This window comes from Streptomyces sp. NWU339, assembly GCF_003143855.1.
Taxonomy (GTDB): Bacteria; Actinomycetota; Actinomycetes; order Streptomycetales; family Streptomycetaceae; genus Streptomyces.
The window spans coordinates 77647-93912 of the sequence record NZ_QFRK01000027.1; the positions used below are offsets into that span (position 1 = coordinate 77647).

The window sequence follows — 16266 nt, forward strand, 5'->3', positions numbered from 1 at the left end:
CGGGGATCAGTAGGCCTTGCCGAGGTCCTGCTCGGCGTTGTCGGTGTCGTAGGCGCTGTCCTGGATGACGATGTCCTGGGGTACTTCCTTGCCCTGGGTGAAGGCGTCCAGCGTCTCGAACGCCAGCGGACCGAACCGCGGGTTGGACTCGATGACGCCGGTGATCCAGCCGTCGACGATGCCCTGTACGGCGTTGCGCGTGCCGTCGACCGTGACGATCTCGACGTCGCCGGCCTTCTTGCCCGCGCCCTTGAGCGCGGCCACCGCGCCCAGGCCCATCTCGTCGTTCTCCGCGTAGATGCCCTTGATGCCCGGCTTGGACTGGATGAGCTGCTCGGTGACCTGCTGCCCCTTCTCCCGGGTGAAGTCACCGGTCTGCTCGAAGACGACCTTCAGCTCTGGGGCCTTCTCAGCGACCCTCTCCTTGAATCCCTTGGTGCGTTCGGTGGTGACGTTGTTTCCGGCCGCGCCCAGCAGGATCGCGACCTCGCCCTTGCCGCCCGTGGCCTCGATCATCTGGTCGGCGGCCCGCCGGCCCTGCTCGACGAAGTCCGAGGCGATGAAGGAGACGTAGTCCTTGCAGGCGGTGGCGTTGATCTTGCGGTCGATCGTGACGATCGGGACCTCCTTGGCGGCGGCGGCCTGCAGCACCGGGTCCCAGCCGTCGGAGTTGAGCGGCGCGATGACCAGCAGGTCGACTCCCTTGGCGAGCAGGTCCTGGACGTCGCTGATCTGCTTGGAGAACTGCGACTGGGCGTTGGCCGTCAGCAGTTTGACGCCCCGCTTCGCCGCCTCGTCCTTGATGGACTGCGTTTCGGCGATGCGGAACGGGTTGGCCTCCTTCTCCGACTGCGAGAAACCGACGGTGGCGCCCTTCAGGTCGAGCTCCTTGCCGCCGTACGCGTCGATGGTGCAGGTCTTGCTGCCCAGCTTCGGCGTGACGACCTTCTGGCCGGCGTCGGCCGCGGCGGTCGGGGACTTCTTGCCGTCCGACGCGTCGTCCTCCGACTTCGCGCAGGAGGTGGCGGTCAGGGCCACCGCGGCGGCCAGCGCCACGAGCACGGGACGGGCGAGGAGGTGAGGGCGATGAGTGGTGCGCTGCATGGTGACCCCGATCCGGGTGACGCTGAAAGGGAACTGGGGAGCTGGAGAGCGCGGAACAGGTGCTGCTCCCGGTGTGCGATACGGCGTCCGGTTCGCCGCCAACAGGTTTTTACATCGTTGGAAGAACGCTGTAAACCCCCTGTGCGCAAGGCGCGAGCGGAGCGCGGCGGGGGAGGGGGCGAGCGGGGCGAGCGATCTCTGCCCTCGGCGCTGACGGCGCGCGGACGCGGGGCGGGTCCGGCAAGCGCTTGCTGGACGGGGCCGGTTCAGGGCCGGGGAGATGTCCGCGCGTCCGATGAGCCGGGAGTCGAAACCCTTGGTCAGGCGTCCGAGGCGCCGGCACCGGCGGACCGGCCCAGGGTGCTCTCCCGTTCGACCAGGCGGTAGTCGGCCCGGATGCGACGCGGCTCGGGATCCGCGTCGTGCAGCCGGGCCAGCACCGACTCCACCGCGAGTCTGCCGATGGCGGCCTTGTCCGGTGAAACGGAGGTGAGGGTCACCGCGCCGAACCGCCCTTCGAGCACGTCGTCGAATCCGACGACGGCGATGTCGTCGGGGATCCGCAGGCCGCGCTCGTGCAGAACCCGCATCGCCCCGATGGCCATCGGGTCGTTGTAGGCGAACACCGCGTCGGGCCGCTGCCCGCTGTCCAGGATGTGGGCCATCGCCGCCGCACCGTCCGCGTGGCCCCAGCCGTCGGTGGCGGCGACGAGGCCCTCGTCGGTGGGGAGCCCGACGGCGGTGAGCTCCTCGCGCCAGCCCCGTACGCGTAGTTGGGCGGGTTCGCTGCGGGCGCGCCGGGCCCCGATGAACGCCACCTTGCGGCGTCCCAGTGAGACCAGGTGCCGGACGGCGGCGCGGGCCGCGGCGACGTTGTCGATGGCGATGTGGTCGTACGGCAGGTCGTATTCCCGCTCACCGAGCAGCACCAGCGGCACCTGCTCCGTGCGCTCGAGGAAGTCCTTGGCCTCCAGCTCGATGGGGCTGAGGATGAGCCCGTCGATGACCCTGGCCCGGAAGCCCTGGCTGACCAGGATCTCCTGCTCGCGACGGCCCCCGGTGTGGTCCAGCAGCACGATGTAGTCGTGCTCGGCCGCGGTGTCGATGACGGCGGCGGCGAGTTCGGCGAAGTAGGGGTTGCCGAGTTCGGGCAGGGCGAGCGCGATGATCCCGGTGCGTCCTTTGCGCAGGTGCCGGGCGGCCAGGTTGGGGCGGTAGCCGAGAGCGTCGATGGACCTCTGGACGCGCTCGCGCATGGCAGGGGTGACGTGCTGGTAGTTGTTCACCACGTTGGAGACGGTCTTGATGGAGACCCCCGCGTGCGCGGCGACGTCTTTGAGGCTGACCCGCACGGCAATCCCTTCGTGGACGGCCCGACCAGGGACCGGGGACCGGTGCCGAGACGGGTGCCGTCACCGTGAGCCGGGCGCCGAGCCGCCGGATGAGAGTTTTACAACGTTATACATGCACTTCCGCGACACTGACAAGGCCAGGAGCAGGACGAGGAGGGCGGACCGGACCGGACGCGCCGGTCGCTCCTGCCGCCCCGCCCGGACCGGGCCGTCGCCCCGGGATCAGGCACCTGCCGTGGAGGTGGCGATGTGCAGGGGGCAGATCACCGGGGTGCCGTGGACCGGGTCGGTGAGGATGGCGCTCTCGACGCCGTAGAGCTCGCGGACGAGGTCGGGGGAGACGATGGCGGACGGGGCGCCCTGGGCGACGACCGCTCCGTCCTTGAGGGCGATCATGTGGTCGGCGTAGCGGCACGCGGTGGTCAGGTCGTGGAGGACCAGGACCGGGGTGCGGCCCTGTGCGGCCAGTGAGCGGACCAGTTCGAGCACTTCGAGGGCGTGGCCCATGTCGAGGGCCGAGGTGGGTTCGTCGAGGAGGAGGATCTCGGTCTCCTGGGCGACGGCCATGGCGATCCAGGCACGCTGGCGCTGACCGCCGGAGAGCGTCTCGAGCGGACGGTCGGCGAGGCTGTGCAGGTCGGCGGCGGTGAGTGCCTCCTCGACCGCGTGGGCGTCGGCGGCGGACCACTGACGCAGCAGGCCCTGGTGGGGCTGGCGGCCGTAGCGGACGAGGTCGCGGACGGTGAGGCCGTCGGGGGCGATCGCGGACTGGGGGAGCATGCCGATGGTGCGGGCGATCTCCCGGGTGGGGATCCTGGTGAGCTCCCGGCCGTCGAGGAGGACGGCGCCGCCCCGCGCGCGCAGGGTGCGGGCCAGCCCGCCGAGGAGGGTGGACTTGCCGCACCCGTTGGGGCCGACGATGACAGTGACCCGGCGTTCCGGCAGAGCGAGGTCCAGACCGTCGATGACGAGGTCGGAGCCGTGCCCCAGAGACAGGGCCCGGGTGCGCAGGCGGCTGTCAGTGTCGACCGGGTTCACAGGGACCTCCTGGTACGGGTGGTGAGCAGCAGCCAGATCAGGTACGGACCGCCGACGACGGCGGTGACGAGGCCGACAGGGACCTCCAGCGGAGCGAGCACGGTGCGGCCCACCAGGTCGGCGAGGAGGGTGAAGAGCGCGCCGGCGAGGGCGGAGAGCAGGACGGGGACGGCGCGGGGCCCGGCGATGCGGCGGGCGGCCTCGGGGGCGGCGAGCGCGATCATGCCCAGCGGTCCGGCGACGGCGACGGCGAGGCCGCCGAGGACGACCGCGACGGCGATGACGGCCAGGCGCAGGGCCTTGACACGGACGCCGAGACCGAAGGCGACGGAGTCGGACAGGCGCAGCAGGAGCAACCGGCGGCCGAGGACCATGGCCAGCGGCAGGGTGAGGAGCAGGGCGACGGCGAGCAGGGACACGGCTTCCTGGTCGCGGCCGTTGAGGGTGCCGACGGTCCAGCCGTAGGCGGCGTTGGCCGAGTCGGCGGCCGAGCGGGCCAGGACGAGACTGGTGACCGCGCCGAAGACCGCGCCGACGCCGAGGCCCACGACGAGGAACCGGTAGCCCCCGCGTCCGGCGCCGCCGCTGAGGGCGAGGGTGAGGGCGGCGGCGGTGGCGGCACCGGTGAGGGCGGCGGCGCTGGGCAGCAGGCTGGTGCTGATTCCGGTGACCGAGGCGACGGCGAAGGCCGCGGCGCCGTCGTTGAGGCCGACGGTGTCGGGGGTGGCCAGCCGGTTCTGGGCGAGGGTCTGCATCAGGCAGCCGGCCGCGCCGAGGGCGGCGCCGACGGCCAGACCGGCCTGCAGGCGCGGCAGCCGCAGGCGTTCGACGACCAGGAGGTCGCGGGGGGTGCCCTCACCCGCCAGAGCGCGCAGCGCGTCCAGCGGGTGGACGAAGATCTCGCCGACGGCGAGGTGCACCCCGCTCGCGGCGATCAGCACGACCAGGACGGCGACGGTACCCAGCAGCGGCTTGCGCGGGATCAGGACGGCGTAGGGGCCGGCGGCCAGGCGCCAGGTGCCGGGGACGCCGCGCGGTGCGCGGCGGGCCTGCGCCGTGGTCCCGGTCGCCGGTCCGGACGGGGCGGGGAGAGTTTTCACAGCGAGGGCAACCTGTGGGATCGGACGACGGCGACCAGGACGGGCGCGCCGAGGAGCGCGGTCATGACGCCGAGGGGCATCTCGTAGGGGCGGGCGACGATCCGGGAGACGACGTCGGCGGTGAGCACGGTGGCCGGGCCGATGAGGATGGAGACGGCCAACAGCCGGCGCAGGTCCGGACCGACCAGGGCGCGGGCGGCGAACGGCACGACGAGTCCGACGAAGGCCACGGGGCCCGCCAGGGCGGTGGCCCCGCCGACCAGCAGGGCCACCGCCGTCACCGCCAGGGCCCGGACCCGGCCGGGCTTGTGGCCGAGGCCGGTGGCCACGTCGTCGCCGAGACTCAGCGCGGTCAGGGAGGGAGCCACGAGGACGGCGAGGAGAAGCCCGAGACCGACGACGGGGACGATGGCCCACAGGTCCGCCAGTTCCCGTCCGGCGACCGACCCGATGGTCCAGAAGCGGATCTCGTCGGCGGCGCGGGCGTCGACGAGCAGCAGCACCGAGGAGCCCGCGGCCATCAGCCCGCTGAAGGCCGCGCCGGCGAGCACGAGGCGCACGGGATCGTCCCCGGCCCCGCGCAGCCGGGCCGCGGCCAGCGCCAGCAGACACCCCGCGCCCGCCCCCAGGACTGCCACATACGGGCCGAGGGTGGCCGCCGAAGCACCGAGGACCAGGGCGACGACCACGGCGAAGGAGGCCCCCGCGCTCACACCCAGCAGGCCCGGCTCGGCCAGGGGGTTGCGGGCGGCCGCCTGGAGCAGGGCTCCCGCGACGCCCAGGGCCAAGCCGACGGCGACCGCGACCAGGGTGCGCGGCAGCCGCAGTTCCAGCACGGTGAAACGGGCATCGCCGTCCGCCCCGCCGAGCAGGGCGGACAGGGCACGCACCGGTCCGACGTCCCCCGCCCCCAGGAGCAGGCTCGCGATCACGGCCGCCAGCAGCAGCCCGGCGCCGGGCAGCAAGCCGCGCAGGACGAGTGAACGCAGCGTCACAACCGTCCCTCCTTCCACATTCAACAAAGGTGAGGTTAACCTAATTTTGCTTGTGCCATACATCCGCCTTTCCTGGAGACACCCATGCCCAGAAGCCGCTCCCCGCTGCGCTCCGCCGCTCTCACTTTGGTGGCCACCCCGCTGGTCATGGCGCTCGCCGCCTGCTCGGGCTCCGACTCCGGCACCCCGGGCGACAGCACGGAGAAGGCGGCGGCCGGGACCGGGCGGACCGTGCAGACGGCCTTCGGCGAAGTGAAGATCGACGGCACGCCGAAGAAGGTCGTCACCCTCAATGACGCCTCTCTGGACACCGCCCTCTCCCTCGGCATCACCCCGGTGGGCACCAGCGCCGCCAGGGGCGCCGAAGGCGCTCCCGCCTATCTGGGCGAACGGGCCGAGGGCATCCCGCTGGTCGCCACGGTCAGGGAGCCCAACACCGAGGCGATCCTCAAGGCCGAGCCGGACATCATCCTCACCGGCGCCGATCTGGAGAAGTCGCAGTACGAGACGCTCTCCGCCATCGCGCCGACCATCGTCCCGGCCGCCGGTGACTGGCGCTCCGGCCTCGACACCTACGGCGAGGCGCTCGGCAAGGCCGACGAACTCGACAAGAAGATCGACGCCCTGCTCGACCGCGCTCGGAAGGCGGGCGACGGCGCCAAGGGCACGGGCGTCGTGATGCGGTGGATGCCGGGCGGCCCGATCGTGATGAACGCCGCCAACATGCCCACCGCGATGCTGCGGGAGGCCGGTCTGGCGCCGATGCCCATCGCCGAGGACCTCGGCGCGCAGCCGCACTCGGACCCGCTGTCCCTGGAGAACCTCACCAAGGCCGACGCCGACCACGTCTTCATCGCCACGCTCAACGCCGAAGGCGACAAGGCGCTGGAGGCCGCACGCTCGGAGAAGGCCTTCACCCGGATGAACGCCGTCCGGGCAGGACAGGACCACGGGGTCGACGGTCAGGTGTGGAGCAGCAGCAACGGCCCGAACGCCATGGAACAGGTCATCACCGACATCGAAAAGGCACTCACCAAGTGACCTGAGCCGCCTCCGCCCCCGCCCGGCCCTGGGCCCGGGGTCATTGCTTGCGTGCCACCCCGCCGTACATGGCGACCTCCTCGCCGAGGGCCACGTCGCCGGGGGCGGGGTGCCAGTGGTTGCAGGACACCACACCGGGTCCGAGGAGCTGGAGCCCGTCGAAGAACCCGGCGACCGCTTCGGGGGACCGCTGGGTCAGCTTCGGAGTGCCGTGTTCGTTCCAGAAGGCGACGGCCGCGTCGACGTCGGGCATGTCCGGCCGCGTGACGGTGTGCGACAGAAGCAGATGACTGCCCGCCGACAGAGCGTCCATGAGACGCCGCACGATTCCGTGGGCCTCCGTGTCGTCCTCGATGAAGATGACGACACCCAGCAGGATCAGAGCCACGGGCTGGTCGAAGTCCAGCAGTTGCCCGGCTCGCGCCAGGATGGTGTCGGTGTCGCGCAGGTCCTCGTCGAGGTAGGACGTGCGGCCCTCGGGTGTACTGGTCAGCAGGGCCGCGGCATGGGCCAGAACGATCGGGTCGTTGTCGACGTAGACGACGCGGGACTCGGGAGCGATCCGCTGGGCGACCTCGTGGGTGTTGTCGGCGGTGGGCAGTCCGGTGCCGATGTCGAGGAACTGCCGTATGCCGCACTCGGCCACCAGGTACCGCACCGCTCGCCGGAGGAACTGCCGGTCCGCGCGGGCGTACTCGCCGATGCCGGGGTGGAGTTCGCGGATCCGCTCTCCCACCTCCTGATCGACCGCGTAGTTGTCCTTGCCGCCCAGCCAGTAGTTCCAGATCCGTGCCGTGTGCGGTTGATCGGTCCTGATCCTGTTGCCCGGCGTACCAACGGCGGGGGTCTCGGACATGTGTACGCTCCAGTTCCAACGGCCGGTCAGGAAGCAGCAACCTACCCACAGAAGTCGGGCCGAGCGAGAGAGAATGGCGCGGTTGTGACACGGGTCCTGACGTCTACTCAGTTCGGAGAAGGCATGCAGCACAGCTCCCGACGCCCCGTCCGCGGTGCCCGTACGGCCGCCCTGCTGACCACCCTCGTAGCCGTCGTACTCGCCACGGCGACACCGGCCACAGCCGCGGAGGCCGGGCCCTCCGGGTCACCGGCCCCGGCCGTACCGCTGCGGGTGGCGACCTACAACATCCACGCCGGAGCCGGTCAGGACGGGGCCTTCGACCTCGAGCGCACCGCGGAGGCCATACGTGATCTGGACGCCGACGTGATCGGTCTCCAGGAGGTCGACGTGCACTGGGGCGCCCGGAGCGACTTCGTCGACGAGGCCCGCGCGCTCGCCGACATGCTGGACATGCGGGTGTTCTTCGCACCGATCTACGATCTGGACCCGGTCACCGCGGACGGGGAGCGCCGGCAGTACGGTGTCGCCGTGCTGAGCCGCTACCCGGTGCTCGAGGCCGAGAACCACGAGATCACCCGGCTCTCCACCCAGACGCCCGATCCGGTGCCCGCCCCGGCGCCCGGCTTCGCCGAGGTGACGGTCAACGTCAAGGGCGCGTTCGTACACGTCTACAGCACGCACCTGGACTACCGGGCCGACCCGTCGATCCGTGCGGCCCAGGTGGCGGACATGCTCGAGGTGCTGGCCGCCGACCGCGGACCGAAGATCCTGGTCGGCGACTTCAACGCCGAGGCGACGGCTCCGGAGTTGGCACCGCTGTGGCAGCGGTTGCGGGACGCCGCCCCGGACGGCGGCGGGACGTACCCGGCGGTCGACCCCGCCAAGCGCATCGACCTGGTGACGGTCTCCCCCGACATCACCGTGTCCGGTGCCCGCGAGGTCGCGACGGACGCGTCGGACCACCGCCCCGTGGTCACGGACCTGAAGCTGCACCGGCGCGGCCGCTGAGCAAGCCAGGACCGGGGACGACACCTCACGGGAGTCGTCCCCGGACACCCGCCTCGAAGCAGCGAGGTGACGGTGTGTCAGTCCTGCTCGGGGACGCTCATCTCGCCCAGCAGCGACCAGTCGTCCTGCGGCACCGTCGCGTTCACGATCCGCGGGGTCTCGGCGAGGTGCGGCGGCAGGGTCCGCTGCGCGGCCCTGAAGTGCTCGGACTGCACGTGGGCCGCCCCCGCTTCGTCGTCGCGGAAGGCCTCGACCAGGACGTACTCTGTCGGGTCGTCGATGCTGCGGGACCAGTCGAACCACAGGCAGCCCGGCTCACCGCGGGTCGCCGCGGTGAAGTCGGCGGCGATGTCAGGCCACTGGTCCGCGTACTCGGGACGGATACGGAATTTGGCGGTGATGAAGATCATCGGTCGGTCTCCCTCATCGGTTCTCTGCGTGCCGTCGCACCGCCCGGAACGTCGTCCGGCGGGCGAACACCGGTCCGGGGAGTGCCCGCTCCGTCGGCCGGGACGGTCACCGGCCCGATGGATCCGGCAGCGCACGGTCGTGGCCGTGACACAGGTCGAACACGGCCGACTGCGAAGATCGTAGCCGACACGGGGCGGGCCGGCCTCGGCGGTGACCTTCCCGCACAGGGACGTCAGGCCGGTACCGTGCGCAGACGCAGGGGGGTGGCCGCGGCGGGTTCCGGCAGGCGCAGCCCCCGGCTGCCGGGCGTGATCGAGCCCAGGACGCTGGGACGGCGGGCGCCGGTGCAGGCCGGGACCGTGCCGGCCAGTCCGTGCGCGGTCAGGTATCCGAGGACGGCGAAGGCGTAGGCCTCCTTGGCCGCCGACGGCAGCCCGAGGTCGTCGGAGGTCCGCAGCGGGATGCCGTGCAGCGCGGTGCGCAGCATGGACATCAGGGTGGGATTGAGGGTTCCGCCACCCGAGGCGATGACCTCGCTCGCCCCGGCCGCGCGGACCGCGTCGGCGACCGTGCGGGCGGTGAGGTGGGTGACGGTGGCGACCACGTCCTCGGCCTGGATCCGGTCGCGGCCGGTCAGGGCGGCTTGCAGGTAGGGCCAGTGGAACAGCTCCTTGCCGGTCGTCTTGGGCGGCGGTTTCGCGTAGTAGGGCTCGTCGAGGAGACGCTGCAGCAGAGCGGGGTCGACCCTGCCCCGGGCGGCCAGCGTTCCGTCCCGGTCGTATCCCAGCCGACCGTCGGTGAGGGCGTGCACCGCCGCGTCGACGAGGGCGTTGGCGGGGCCGGAGTCGAAGGCGACCGGGTCACCGGCCGAGCCGGCCACCGTGAGGTTGGCGATTCCCCCGAGGTTCAGGGCGGCGGGCACACCGGGCCGCCCGCGCAGCCACATCACGTCGACGATGCTCACCAGGGGCGCGCCCTGGCCGCCGGCGGCGACGTCGCGCGTGCGCAGGTCGGAGACCACCGGGCGGCCGGTGGCCTCGGCGATCCAGGAGGGTGAGCCGATCTGCAGTGTGCCGTGCACCCGGCCCCGCTCGACCCAGTGGTAGACGGTCTGACCGTGGGAGACGACGAGGTCGGCGCGTCCGTCGCACAGTTCCCGGTCGGCACGAGTGGCCACGGCGGCGAACGCCTGGCCGATTCGGGTGTCGAGCCGGCACACGTCCTTCATCGTGGTCGACGCCGGCGGCAGCGCGGCCGCCAGGGCGGCCCGCAACTCTTGTGGGTAGGGGTCGCTCACCAAGCCCAGGGGTGTCAGCAGCAGACTGTCCCCTTCAAGGGTCAGGTCGGCCGCGGCGGCGTCGACCGCGTCGTGGGACGTCCCCGACATCAGCCCGATGACCCGCATCCTCATCCTCACACCTCTTCCCCGGTCCGTACGGCGGTCAGTCGCGCAACGCGCGCCGGTGGTCGTCGCCGCGCAGGGTGAGCAGGGCGAGCGTGCTGACGGCACAGGTCACGACCACGTAGTGGGCGGGGATGTCGATGTTGCCGGTCCGTTTGATCGCTTCGGTGATGATCAGGCCGGCGCATCCGGAGAAGACGGCGTTGGACAGCGAGTACGCCAGACCGAGGCCGGTGTAGCGGACGCTGGTGGGGAACATCTCCGAGAGCATGGCGGGCCCGGGGCCCGCCATCAACCCGACGGCGGCACCGGCGGCGAACACCGCGAGGCTCTTGGCGGCCGTCGAGGTGCCGGAATCCTGCAACAGGTGCATCAGAGGGAACGCGAGGACGGCCACGAGCACCGCTCCGGCCACCATCACCGCGCGGCGGCCGATCCGGTCGCTCAGCGCGCCCGCCGGGATGATGGAGGCCGCGAAGCCCAGGTTGGCGAGGACCGTGGCGATCAGGGCCTGTTGGAACGAGGTGTTGAGCGTGCTCTGGAGGTAGGACGGCATGACGACGAGGAAGGTGTAGCCGGCCGCCGACCATCCCATGAGCCGCCCGGCACCGAGTGCGATGGCCTTGGCCACCTCACGTGCGGGGGCAGGTGCCGGCGTCACCGCCTGCGGGCGGCCCCCCGCGCCCGGGGACTGTGTCTGAGTCTGAATTTGCGTCTGCGTTCGCGTTCGCTGGAAGGACGGGGTCTCCTCCAGCTTCAGCCGCAGCCACAGGGCGGCGAGCCCCAGGGGCAGTGTCAGCAGGAACGGCAGCCGCCAGCCCCACTCGTTGAGTTCCGGCTCGGTCAGCACGGTGGCCAGCAGCGCGGCCATGCCCGCTCCGGCAAGCAGGCCGAGGGCCACCGTGAAGGACTGCCAGGACCCGTACAGCCCGCGCCGCCCCGGCGGGGCGAACTCCGTCATGATCGAGACGGCACCGCCGAACTCCCCTCCCGCGGACAGACCCTGGACGATGCGCAGCAGCGTGAGCAGCCAGGGGGCCGCGGCACCCAGCGTGGCGTACGTCGGAAGCAGACCGATCAAGGTGGTGGCACCGGTCATCAGCAGGATGACGAGGATCAGCGTGGGGCGGCGCCCCATCCGGTCGCCCAAGCGGCCGAAGACGGCCGCGCCGACCGGGCGGAAGAAGAAGGCGAGCGCGAAGGACGCATAGGTTTTGACCAACGCCTCGACGTCGCTTCCGCCCTCGGGTGTGAAGAAGTTGGCGGCGATGATGGTGGCGAAATATCCGTAGACGCCGAACTCGTACCATTCGATGAAGTTGCCCACCGACCCCGCCACCAGAGCCCTGCGCGATCGCGGCGGTTTGGCGGTTCCCTCGACCGGGCCGTGCACGGGAATGGTCATACGGCGCCCTCTCGACGTCATGGATGCCAAGCGGACGGAAGCTTTCCTTGATTGGAAGTTAGTTTCAATGGCCCATCCATCACCTGCCGATAACTTTCACCAACAGCGCCGGCCGCGTCGACCGGGCCGGGACGAAGCCTCCGCCGCTGCGGACCGGCGCACGGCGGAGGCTGAGGCCCCGTCAGTCCTTGATCTCGCAGATCACCGCGCCGGAGGTGACCGACGCGCCCACCTCGGCGCTCAGCCCCTTGACGGTGCCCGAGCGGTGCGCGTTCAGCGGCTGCTCCATCTTCATCGCCTCCAGCACCACCACCAGGTCGCCCTCGGCGACCTGCTGCCCCTCCTCCACCGCGACCTTGACGATGGTGCCCTGCATCGGCGAGGCCAGGGCGTCGCCGGAGGCGGCCGGCCCGGACCGCTTCGCCGCCCGGCGCTTGGGCTTGGCGCCGGCCGCCAGCCCGGTGCGGGCCAGCGACATGCCCAGCGAGGCGGGCAGCGAGACCTCCAGCCGCTTGCCGCCCACCTCCACCACCACCGTCTCCCGGTCCGCCTCCGCCTCCGCCTCGCCGTCCGGGCCGGCCGTGAACGGCTTGATCTCGTTGACGAACTCGGTCTCGATCCACCGGGTGTGCACGGTGAACGGGCCGTCCTGGCCGTGCACCTCGGGGGCGAAGGCCGGATCGGCGACCACGGCGCGGTGGAACGGCAGGGCGGTGGCCATGCCCTCCACGGTGAACTCGTCCAGGGCGCGGGCGGCGCGCTGCAGCGCCTCGGCGCGGGTGCGGCCGGTGACGATCAGCTTGGCCAGCAGCGAGTCCCAGGCCGGGCCGATCACGCTGCCGGCCTCCACCCCGGCGTCCAGCCGCACCCCCGGCCCCGACGGCGCGGCGAAGGCGGTGACCGTGCCSGGGGCGGGCAGGAAGCCGCGGCCGGGGTCCTCGCCGTTGATCCGGAACTCCAGCGAGTGGCCGCGCAGCGGCGGGTCGTCGTAGCCCAGCGGTTCGCCGGCGGCGATGCGGAACATCTCGCGCACCAGGTCCAGGCCGGCCACCTCCTCGGTGACCGGGTGCTCGACCTGGAGGCGGGTGTTGACCTCCAGGAAGGAGACGGTGCCGTCGGCGGCGACCAGGAACTCCACGGTGCCGGCGCCGACGTAGCCGGCCTCCCTCAGGATGGCCTTGGAGGCGGCGTACAGCTCGGCGGTCTGCGCCTCGGTCAGGAAGGGGGCGGGGGCCTCCTCGACCAGTTTCTGGTGGCGGCGCTGCAGCGAGCAGTCCCGGGTGGAGACGACCACCACGGTGCCGTGGGTGTCGGCCAGGCACTGGGTCTCCACGTGCCGCGGCCTATCCAGGTAGCGCTCGACGAAGCACTCGCCGCGGCCGAAGGCGGCGGTGGCCTCGCGCACCGCGGACTCGTACAGCTCGGGCACCTCGTCCAGGGTGCGGGCGACCTTCAGGCCGCGGCCGCCGCCGCCGAAGGCGGCCTTGATGGCGATCGGCAGGCCGTGCTGCTTGCGCGAAGGCGAGGACCTCGTCGGCGCCGGTGACCGGGTCGGGGGTGCCGGCCACCAGGGGGGCGCCGGCGCGCTGGGCGATGTGCCGGGCGGCGACCTTGTCGCCCAGGGCGCGGATCGCGGCCGGGGGCGGGCCGATCCAGGTCAGGCCGGCGTCCAGGACCGCCTGGGCGAAGTCGGCGTTCTCCGAGAGGAAGCCGTAGCCGGGGTGGATGGCGTCCGCGCCGGATTCGCGGGCGGCGTTCAGCACCTTGTCCATGTCGAGGTAGCTGGTGGCGGGGGTGTCACCGCCCAGGGCGAAGGCCTCGTCCGCGGCGCGGACGTGCAGGGCGTCCCGGTCCGGGTCGGCGTAGACGGCGACGCTGGTGATGCCGGCATCCCGGCAGGCCCGGGCCACGCGGACAGCGATTTCGCCACGGTTGGCGATGAGCACCTTGCGCACGATTGAGGCTCCCTCCTTGAAACAAGCCGAGTTTAGGGACTGCCGACACGGCACTACGACCCGTCCCCATTGGTGAGCTTGCCCACACGGAGCGTGATCCGAGGCTCGCTCGACCCGCGAAATCCCATGTCGCACCTTGGTACGCAAGACTCCTTCGGGAAACCCTAGCCTTCTCATGTGGTCAAGGTCTCTGTGAGAGCGTGCTGCGGCCCACTACGTTTTTTTGTCGAGTCCCTACGAATGGCCCAATGGTTCTCTGCCCTTCGCGGGACCCTTGTCCCCGACTTTACTTGTCAGTAACGTTCGCGCTGTCTTGAACATACTCGGGGTAACCACAGTCGTGCTCGAAAGTGGGTGGGGGCCGGTGGTCCGCAGACCGGTGGCGTGGATCGTGGCACTCGTGCTCTTCGTCGAGGCGCTCGGCATCGGGGCGGTGAACTGGTTCCTCGGGGTCGTCGTCGACCGGCAGCACATGTCGCTGGCCGGCCTCGACCCGCACGTGATGTCGGTGTCCTCGAAGGCCGGCGGCATCGTCTTCGGGCTCTACTTCGCGCTGTGCGGCCTCGTCGCGCTGCTGGCCGCCCTGCGTGACCGCGCACCCGCCGGACCGGGCAGGGTGCTGCTGATCAGCGCCGCCGTGGTGCACGCGATGCTCGGCGCGTTCGGGTGGGGCCTGGTCGGCCCGCACGCCTTCCTGTACATGGCGGTGGTGCTGGGCCTCATCGTCCTGCTGCTGATGACGCACGACCGCCCGGACGAGCCCGTCGCTCCCGAGTCCGCCGACCCCGCGCCCAGCGGGGCCCCGCTCACGCCTCCGGCGGCGCCCACAGCTCCGTGATGCCGACGCCCAGCTCGGCCAGCAGGCGCCGCACCAGCGGCAGGCTGATGCCGATGACGTTCCCGTGGTCGCCGTCGATGCCGTCGATGAACGGGGCCGAGCGGCCGTCCAGGGTGAACGCCCCCGCGACCCGGAGCGGTTCGCCGGACGCGACGTAGGCGGCGATCTCCTCGTCCGTGGGCTCGCCGAAACGGACCACGGTGGACGCGGTTGCGGAGGCGTACCGCCTGCCCTCGGCGAGGGTGTCGTAGACGCAGTGGCCGGTCTGGAGGACGCCCGCACGGCCCCGCATCGCCTTCCAGCGAGCGGTGGCCTCCTCGGCGTCCCTGGGCTTGCCGAGGGCCCGGCCGTCCAGTTCGAGCACCGAGTCGCAGCCGATCACCAGTGCGCCCTTGATCTCGGGCTTCGCGGCGACGACGGAGGCCTTCGCCTCGGCGAGGGCGAGTGCCAGTTCGGCCGGGGTGGGTGCGGTGACGGCGTCCTCGTCGACACCGCTGACGACCACCTCGGGGTCGAGTCCGGCCTGGCGGAGCAGCCCGAGCCGGGCGGGGGACTGGGAGGCGAGCACGAGCCGGCGGCGGGGCTGATCTGTCATACGGTCAGCGTATCGGCGTGGACCGGATGCCTCACCTCACCCCGATCACGAGCATCGCGAGCACCATGGCCAGCGCCACGAGAACACTCAGCCGCCGCAACATGTCCTGCGTGTCCCGCAGTTCCTTGGGCGGCTCGTTCTCGGGGTCGGACCACAGCATGCCTTCCATGCTCCGGCGACGACCCCCGGGGCGCCTGAGTACGCGTACTCAACTTCCCCGGGCGTCACCGCCGGCCGGCGCGTCGGACAGCCCTACCCGCCCGGCCAGTACGTCCGTGACCAGGCCGTCGGCCCCGGCTGGGGCAGGTGGTGGGCGGCGATGCGGGACGGGTCGGACCAGGAGTCGCGGGGGGCGTCCGCGCCGGACGGCGTGGCGGACGCCGCCGCGGCGCGGACGCGGACCACCGCCAGTGCGGCGGCGAGCTCCTCCGGGGTGGGGTTGCCCCGTACGACCTTGATCACAGCGGCTCCTGGGCTAGAGGGGGATGTTGCCGTGCTTCTTGGGCGGCAGCGCCGCGCGCTTGGTGCGCAGCTGACGCAGCCCGCGCACGATGTGCCGGCGGGTCTCGGACGGCATGATCACCGCGTCCACGTAGCCGCGCTCGGCCGCGGTGTAGGGGTTGAGCAGGGCGTCCTCGTACTCCCGCATCAGCCGCGCGCGGGTCTCCTCGGCATCCTCCGCCTCGGCCAGGGCGCGCCGGTGCACGATGTTGACCGCGCCCTGCGCGCCCATCACCGCGATCTGCGCGGTCGGCCAGGCCAGGTTCACATCGGCGCCCAGGTGCTTGGAGCCCATCACGTCGTAGGCGCCGCCGAACGCCTTGCGGGTGATCACCGTGATCAGCGGCACCGTGGCCTCCGCATAGGCGAAGATCAGCTTGGCGCCGCGGCGGATGATGCCCTCGTGCTCCTGGCCCACCCCGGGCAGGAAGCCGGGCACGTCCACGAAGGTGAGCACCGGCACGTTGAAGGCGTCGCAGGTGCGCACGAACCGGGCCGCCTTCTCGGAGGCGGCGATGTCCAGGCAGCCGGCCAGCTGCAGCGGCTGGTTGGCCACCACGCCCACCGGCCGGCCCTCCACGCGGCCGTAGCCGGTGAGGATGTTCGGCGCGAACAGCGGCTGCGTCTCCAAGAACTCGCCGTCGTCCAGCACGTGCTCGAGC

General features: G+C 71.8%; 16 protein-coding genes and 1 pseudogene. 3 read left to right on the forward strand and 14 right to left on the reverse strand.

From position 1 onward, the window contains the following. Positions 1-6 precede the first annotated feature (6 nt). The 5 genes from DIZ27_RS27445 to DIZ27_RS27465 form a co-directional block, all read right to left on the reverse strand. Positions 7-1104 carry an ABC transporter substrate-binding protein gene (locus tag DIZ27_RS27445; protein ID WP_109381140.1) on the reverse strand — a complete coding sequence of 366 codons (1098 nt, stop codon included), beginning with the start codon at positions 1102-1104 and terminating at the stop codon, positions 7-9. A 320-nt stretch (positions 1105-1424) separates the two neighbouring features. Further along, positions 1425-2456: a LacI family DNA-binding transcriptional regulator gene (locus tag DIZ27_RS27450; protein WP_109381141.1), complete on the reverse strand. Its 1032-nt coding sequence runs from the start codon at positions 2454-2456 to the stop codon at positions 1425-1427. A 222-nt stretch (positions 2457-2678) separates the two neighbouring features. Further along, positions 2679-3494 (reverse strand): ABC transporter ATP-binding protein, encoded by an 816-nt coding sequence (locus tag DIZ27_RS27455; protein WP_109381142.1) that lies wholly within the window; start codon positions 3492-3494, stop codon positions 2679-2681. Further along, positions 3491-4594 carry an iron chelate uptake ABC transporter family permease subunit gene (locus DIZ27_RS27460; RefSeq protein WP_219933657.1) on the reverse strand — a complete coding sequence of 368 codons (1104 nt, stop codon included), beginning with the start codon at positions 4592-4594 and terminating at the stop codon, positions 3491-3493. Before DIZ27_RS27460 ends, DIZ27_RS27455 begins: the two co-directional genes overlap by 4 nt. Further along, a complete protein-coding gene (locus tag DIZ27_RS27465; protein WP_258308560.1) occupies positions 4591-5589 on the reverse strand; it encodes an iron ABC transporter permease in 999 nt (332 codons plus the stop codon). The genes DIZ27_RS27460 and DIZ27_RS27465 overlap by 4 nt, the downstream gene beginning before the upstream one ends. 84 nt (positions 5590-5673) lie before the next feature. Here DIZ27_RS27465 and DIZ27_RS27470 point away from each other — a divergent pair, with 84 nt between their 5' ends. After that, positions 5674-6630 (forward strand): ABC transporter substrate-binding protein, encoded by a 957-nt coding sequence (locus tag DIZ27_RS27470; RefSeq protein ID WP_109381144.1) that lies wholly within the window; start codon positions 5674-5676, stop codon positions 6628-6630. 40 nt (positions 6631-6670) lie between these two features. Here the strand turns inward: DIZ27_RS27470 and DIZ27_RS27475 are convergent, their stop codons facing one another. Further along, a complete protein-coding gene (locus tag DIZ27_RS27475) occupies positions 6671-7486 on the reverse strand; it encodes an SAM-dependent methyltransferase (RefSeq protein ID WP_109381145.1) in 816 nt (271 codons plus the stop codon). Between the two features lie 123 nt (positions 7487-7609). Here DIZ27_RS27475 and DIZ27_RS27480 point away from each other — a divergent pair, with 123 nt between their 5' ends. Beyond that, the gene (locus DIZ27_RS27480; RefSeq protein ID WP_109381146.1) at positions 7610-8497 is read left to right on the forward strand and encodes an endonuclease/exonuclease/phosphatase family protein; all 888 of its coding nucleotides are present in this window, start codon (positions 7610-7612) and stop codon (positions 8495-8497) included. A 77-nt stretch (positions 8498-8574) separates the two neighbouring features. On the opposite strand, the gene DIZ27_RS27485 is transcribed toward DIZ27_RS27480, so the two are convergent. From DIZ27_RS27485 to DIZ27_RS27500, 4 genes and pseudogenes are all read right to left on the reverse strand, one after another. After that, positions 8575-8907, reverse strand: coding sequence for a putative quinol monooxygenase (locus tag DIZ27_RS27485; RefSeq protein ID WP_109381147.1), 333 nt, complete (start codon positions 8905-8907; stop codon positions 8575-8577). A gap of 233 nt (positions 8908-9140) precedes the next feature. After that, positions 9141-10313, reverse strand: coding sequence for an anhydro-N-acetylmuramic acid kinase (locus DIZ27_RS27490; protein ID WP_109381148.1), 1173 nt, complete (start codon positions 10311-10313; stop codon positions 9141-9143). Positions 10314-10350: 37 nt separating this feature from the next. Beyond that, a complete protein-coding gene (locus tag DIZ27_RS27495; protein WP_109381149.1) occupies positions 10351-11715 on the reverse strand; it encodes an MFS transporter in 1365 nt (454 codons plus the stop codon). Positions 11716-11896: 181 nt separating this feature from the next. Next, positions 11897-13670 (reverse strand): annotated as a pseudogene (locus DIZ27_RS27500) (acetyl/propionyl/methylcrotonyl-CoA carboxylase subunit alpha). 364 nt (positions 13671-14034) lie between these two features. Between DIZ27_RS27500 and DIZ27_RS27505 the strand changes: the two are divergent. Continuing rightward, positions 14035-14508, forward strand: a complete 474-nt coding sequence (locus DIZ27_RS27505) for a hypothetical protein (RefSeq protein ID WP_109381150.1) — start codon at positions 14035-14037, stop codon at positions 14506-14508. On the opposite strand, the gene DIZ27_RS27510 is transcribed toward DIZ27_RS27505, so the two are convergent. The 4 genes from DIZ27_RS27510 to DIZ27_RS27525 all read right to left on the reverse strand — a co-directional run. After that, positions 14477-15103 (reverse strand): nucleoside triphosphate pyrophosphatase, encoded by a 627-nt coding sequence (locus DIZ27_RS27510; protein ID WP_109381151.1) that lies wholly within the window; start codon positions 15101-15103, stop codon positions 14477-14479. The two genes, DIZ27_RS27505 and DIZ27_RS27510, sit on opposite strands and share 32 nt — an antisense overlap. A gap of 31 nt (positions 15104-15134) precedes the next feature. Further along, the gene (mmpB, locus tag DIZ27_RS47435) at positions 15135-15263 is read right to left on the reverse strand and encodes a morphogenic membrane protein MmpB (RefSeq protein ID WP_109381152.1); all 129 of its coding nucleotides are present in this window, start codon (positions 15261-15263) and stop codon (positions 15135-15137) included. A gap of 92 nt (positions 15264-15355) precedes the next feature. Beyond that, positions 15356-15565: an acyl-CoA carboxylase epsilon subunit gene (locus tag DIZ27_RS27520; protein ID WP_109381153.1), complete on the reverse strand. Its 210-nt coding sequence runs from the start codon at positions 15563-15565 to the stop codon at positions 15356-15358. A 13-nt stretch (positions 15566-15578) separates the two neighbouring features. Then, positions 15579-16266, reverse strand: a 688-nt coding sequence (locus tag DIZ27_RS27525) for a carboxyl transferase domain-containing protein (RefSeq protein ID WP_309074910.1), incomplete at its 5' end; no start/stop codon positions are given.

Coding starts and splice junctions, on each gene's coding strand:
- DIZ27_RS27510 (WP_109381151.1), bottom strand. CDS start 15,103: ATGACAGATCAGCCCCGCCGCCGGCTCGTGCTCGCCTCCCAGTCCCCC.
- DIZ27_RS27480 (WP_109381146.1), top strand. CDS start 7,610: ATGCAGCACAGCTCCCGACGCCCCGTCCGCGGTGCCCGTACGGCCGCC.
- DIZ27_RS27485 (WP_109381147.1), bottom strand. CDS start 8,907: ATGATCTTCATCACCGCCAAATTCCGTATCCGTCCCGAGTACGCGGAC.
- DIZ27_RS27495 (WP_109381149.1), bottom strand. CDS start 11,715: ATGACCATTCCCGTGCACGGCCCGGTCGAGGGAACCGCCAAACCGCCG.
- DIZ27_RS27445 (WP_109381140.1), bottom strand. CDS start 1,104: ATGCAGCGCACCACTCATCGCCCTCACCTCCTCGCCCGTCCCGTGCTC.
- DIZ27_RS27470 (WP_109381144.1), top strand. CDS start 5,674: ATGCCCAGAAGCCGCTCCCCGCTGCGCTCCGCCGCTCTCACTTTGGTG.
- DIZ27_RS27475 (WP_109381145.1), bottom strand. CDS start 7,486: ATGTCCGAGACCCCCGCCGTTGGTACGCCGGGCAACAGGATCAGGACC.
- mmpB (WP_109381152.1), bottom strand. CDS start 15,263: ATGCTGTGGTCCGACCCCGAGAACGAGCCGCCCAAGGAACTGCGGGAC.
- DIZ27_RS27490 (WP_109381148.1), bottom strand. CDS start 10,313: ATGCGGGTCATCGGGCTGATGTCGGGGACGTCCCACGACGCGGTCGAC.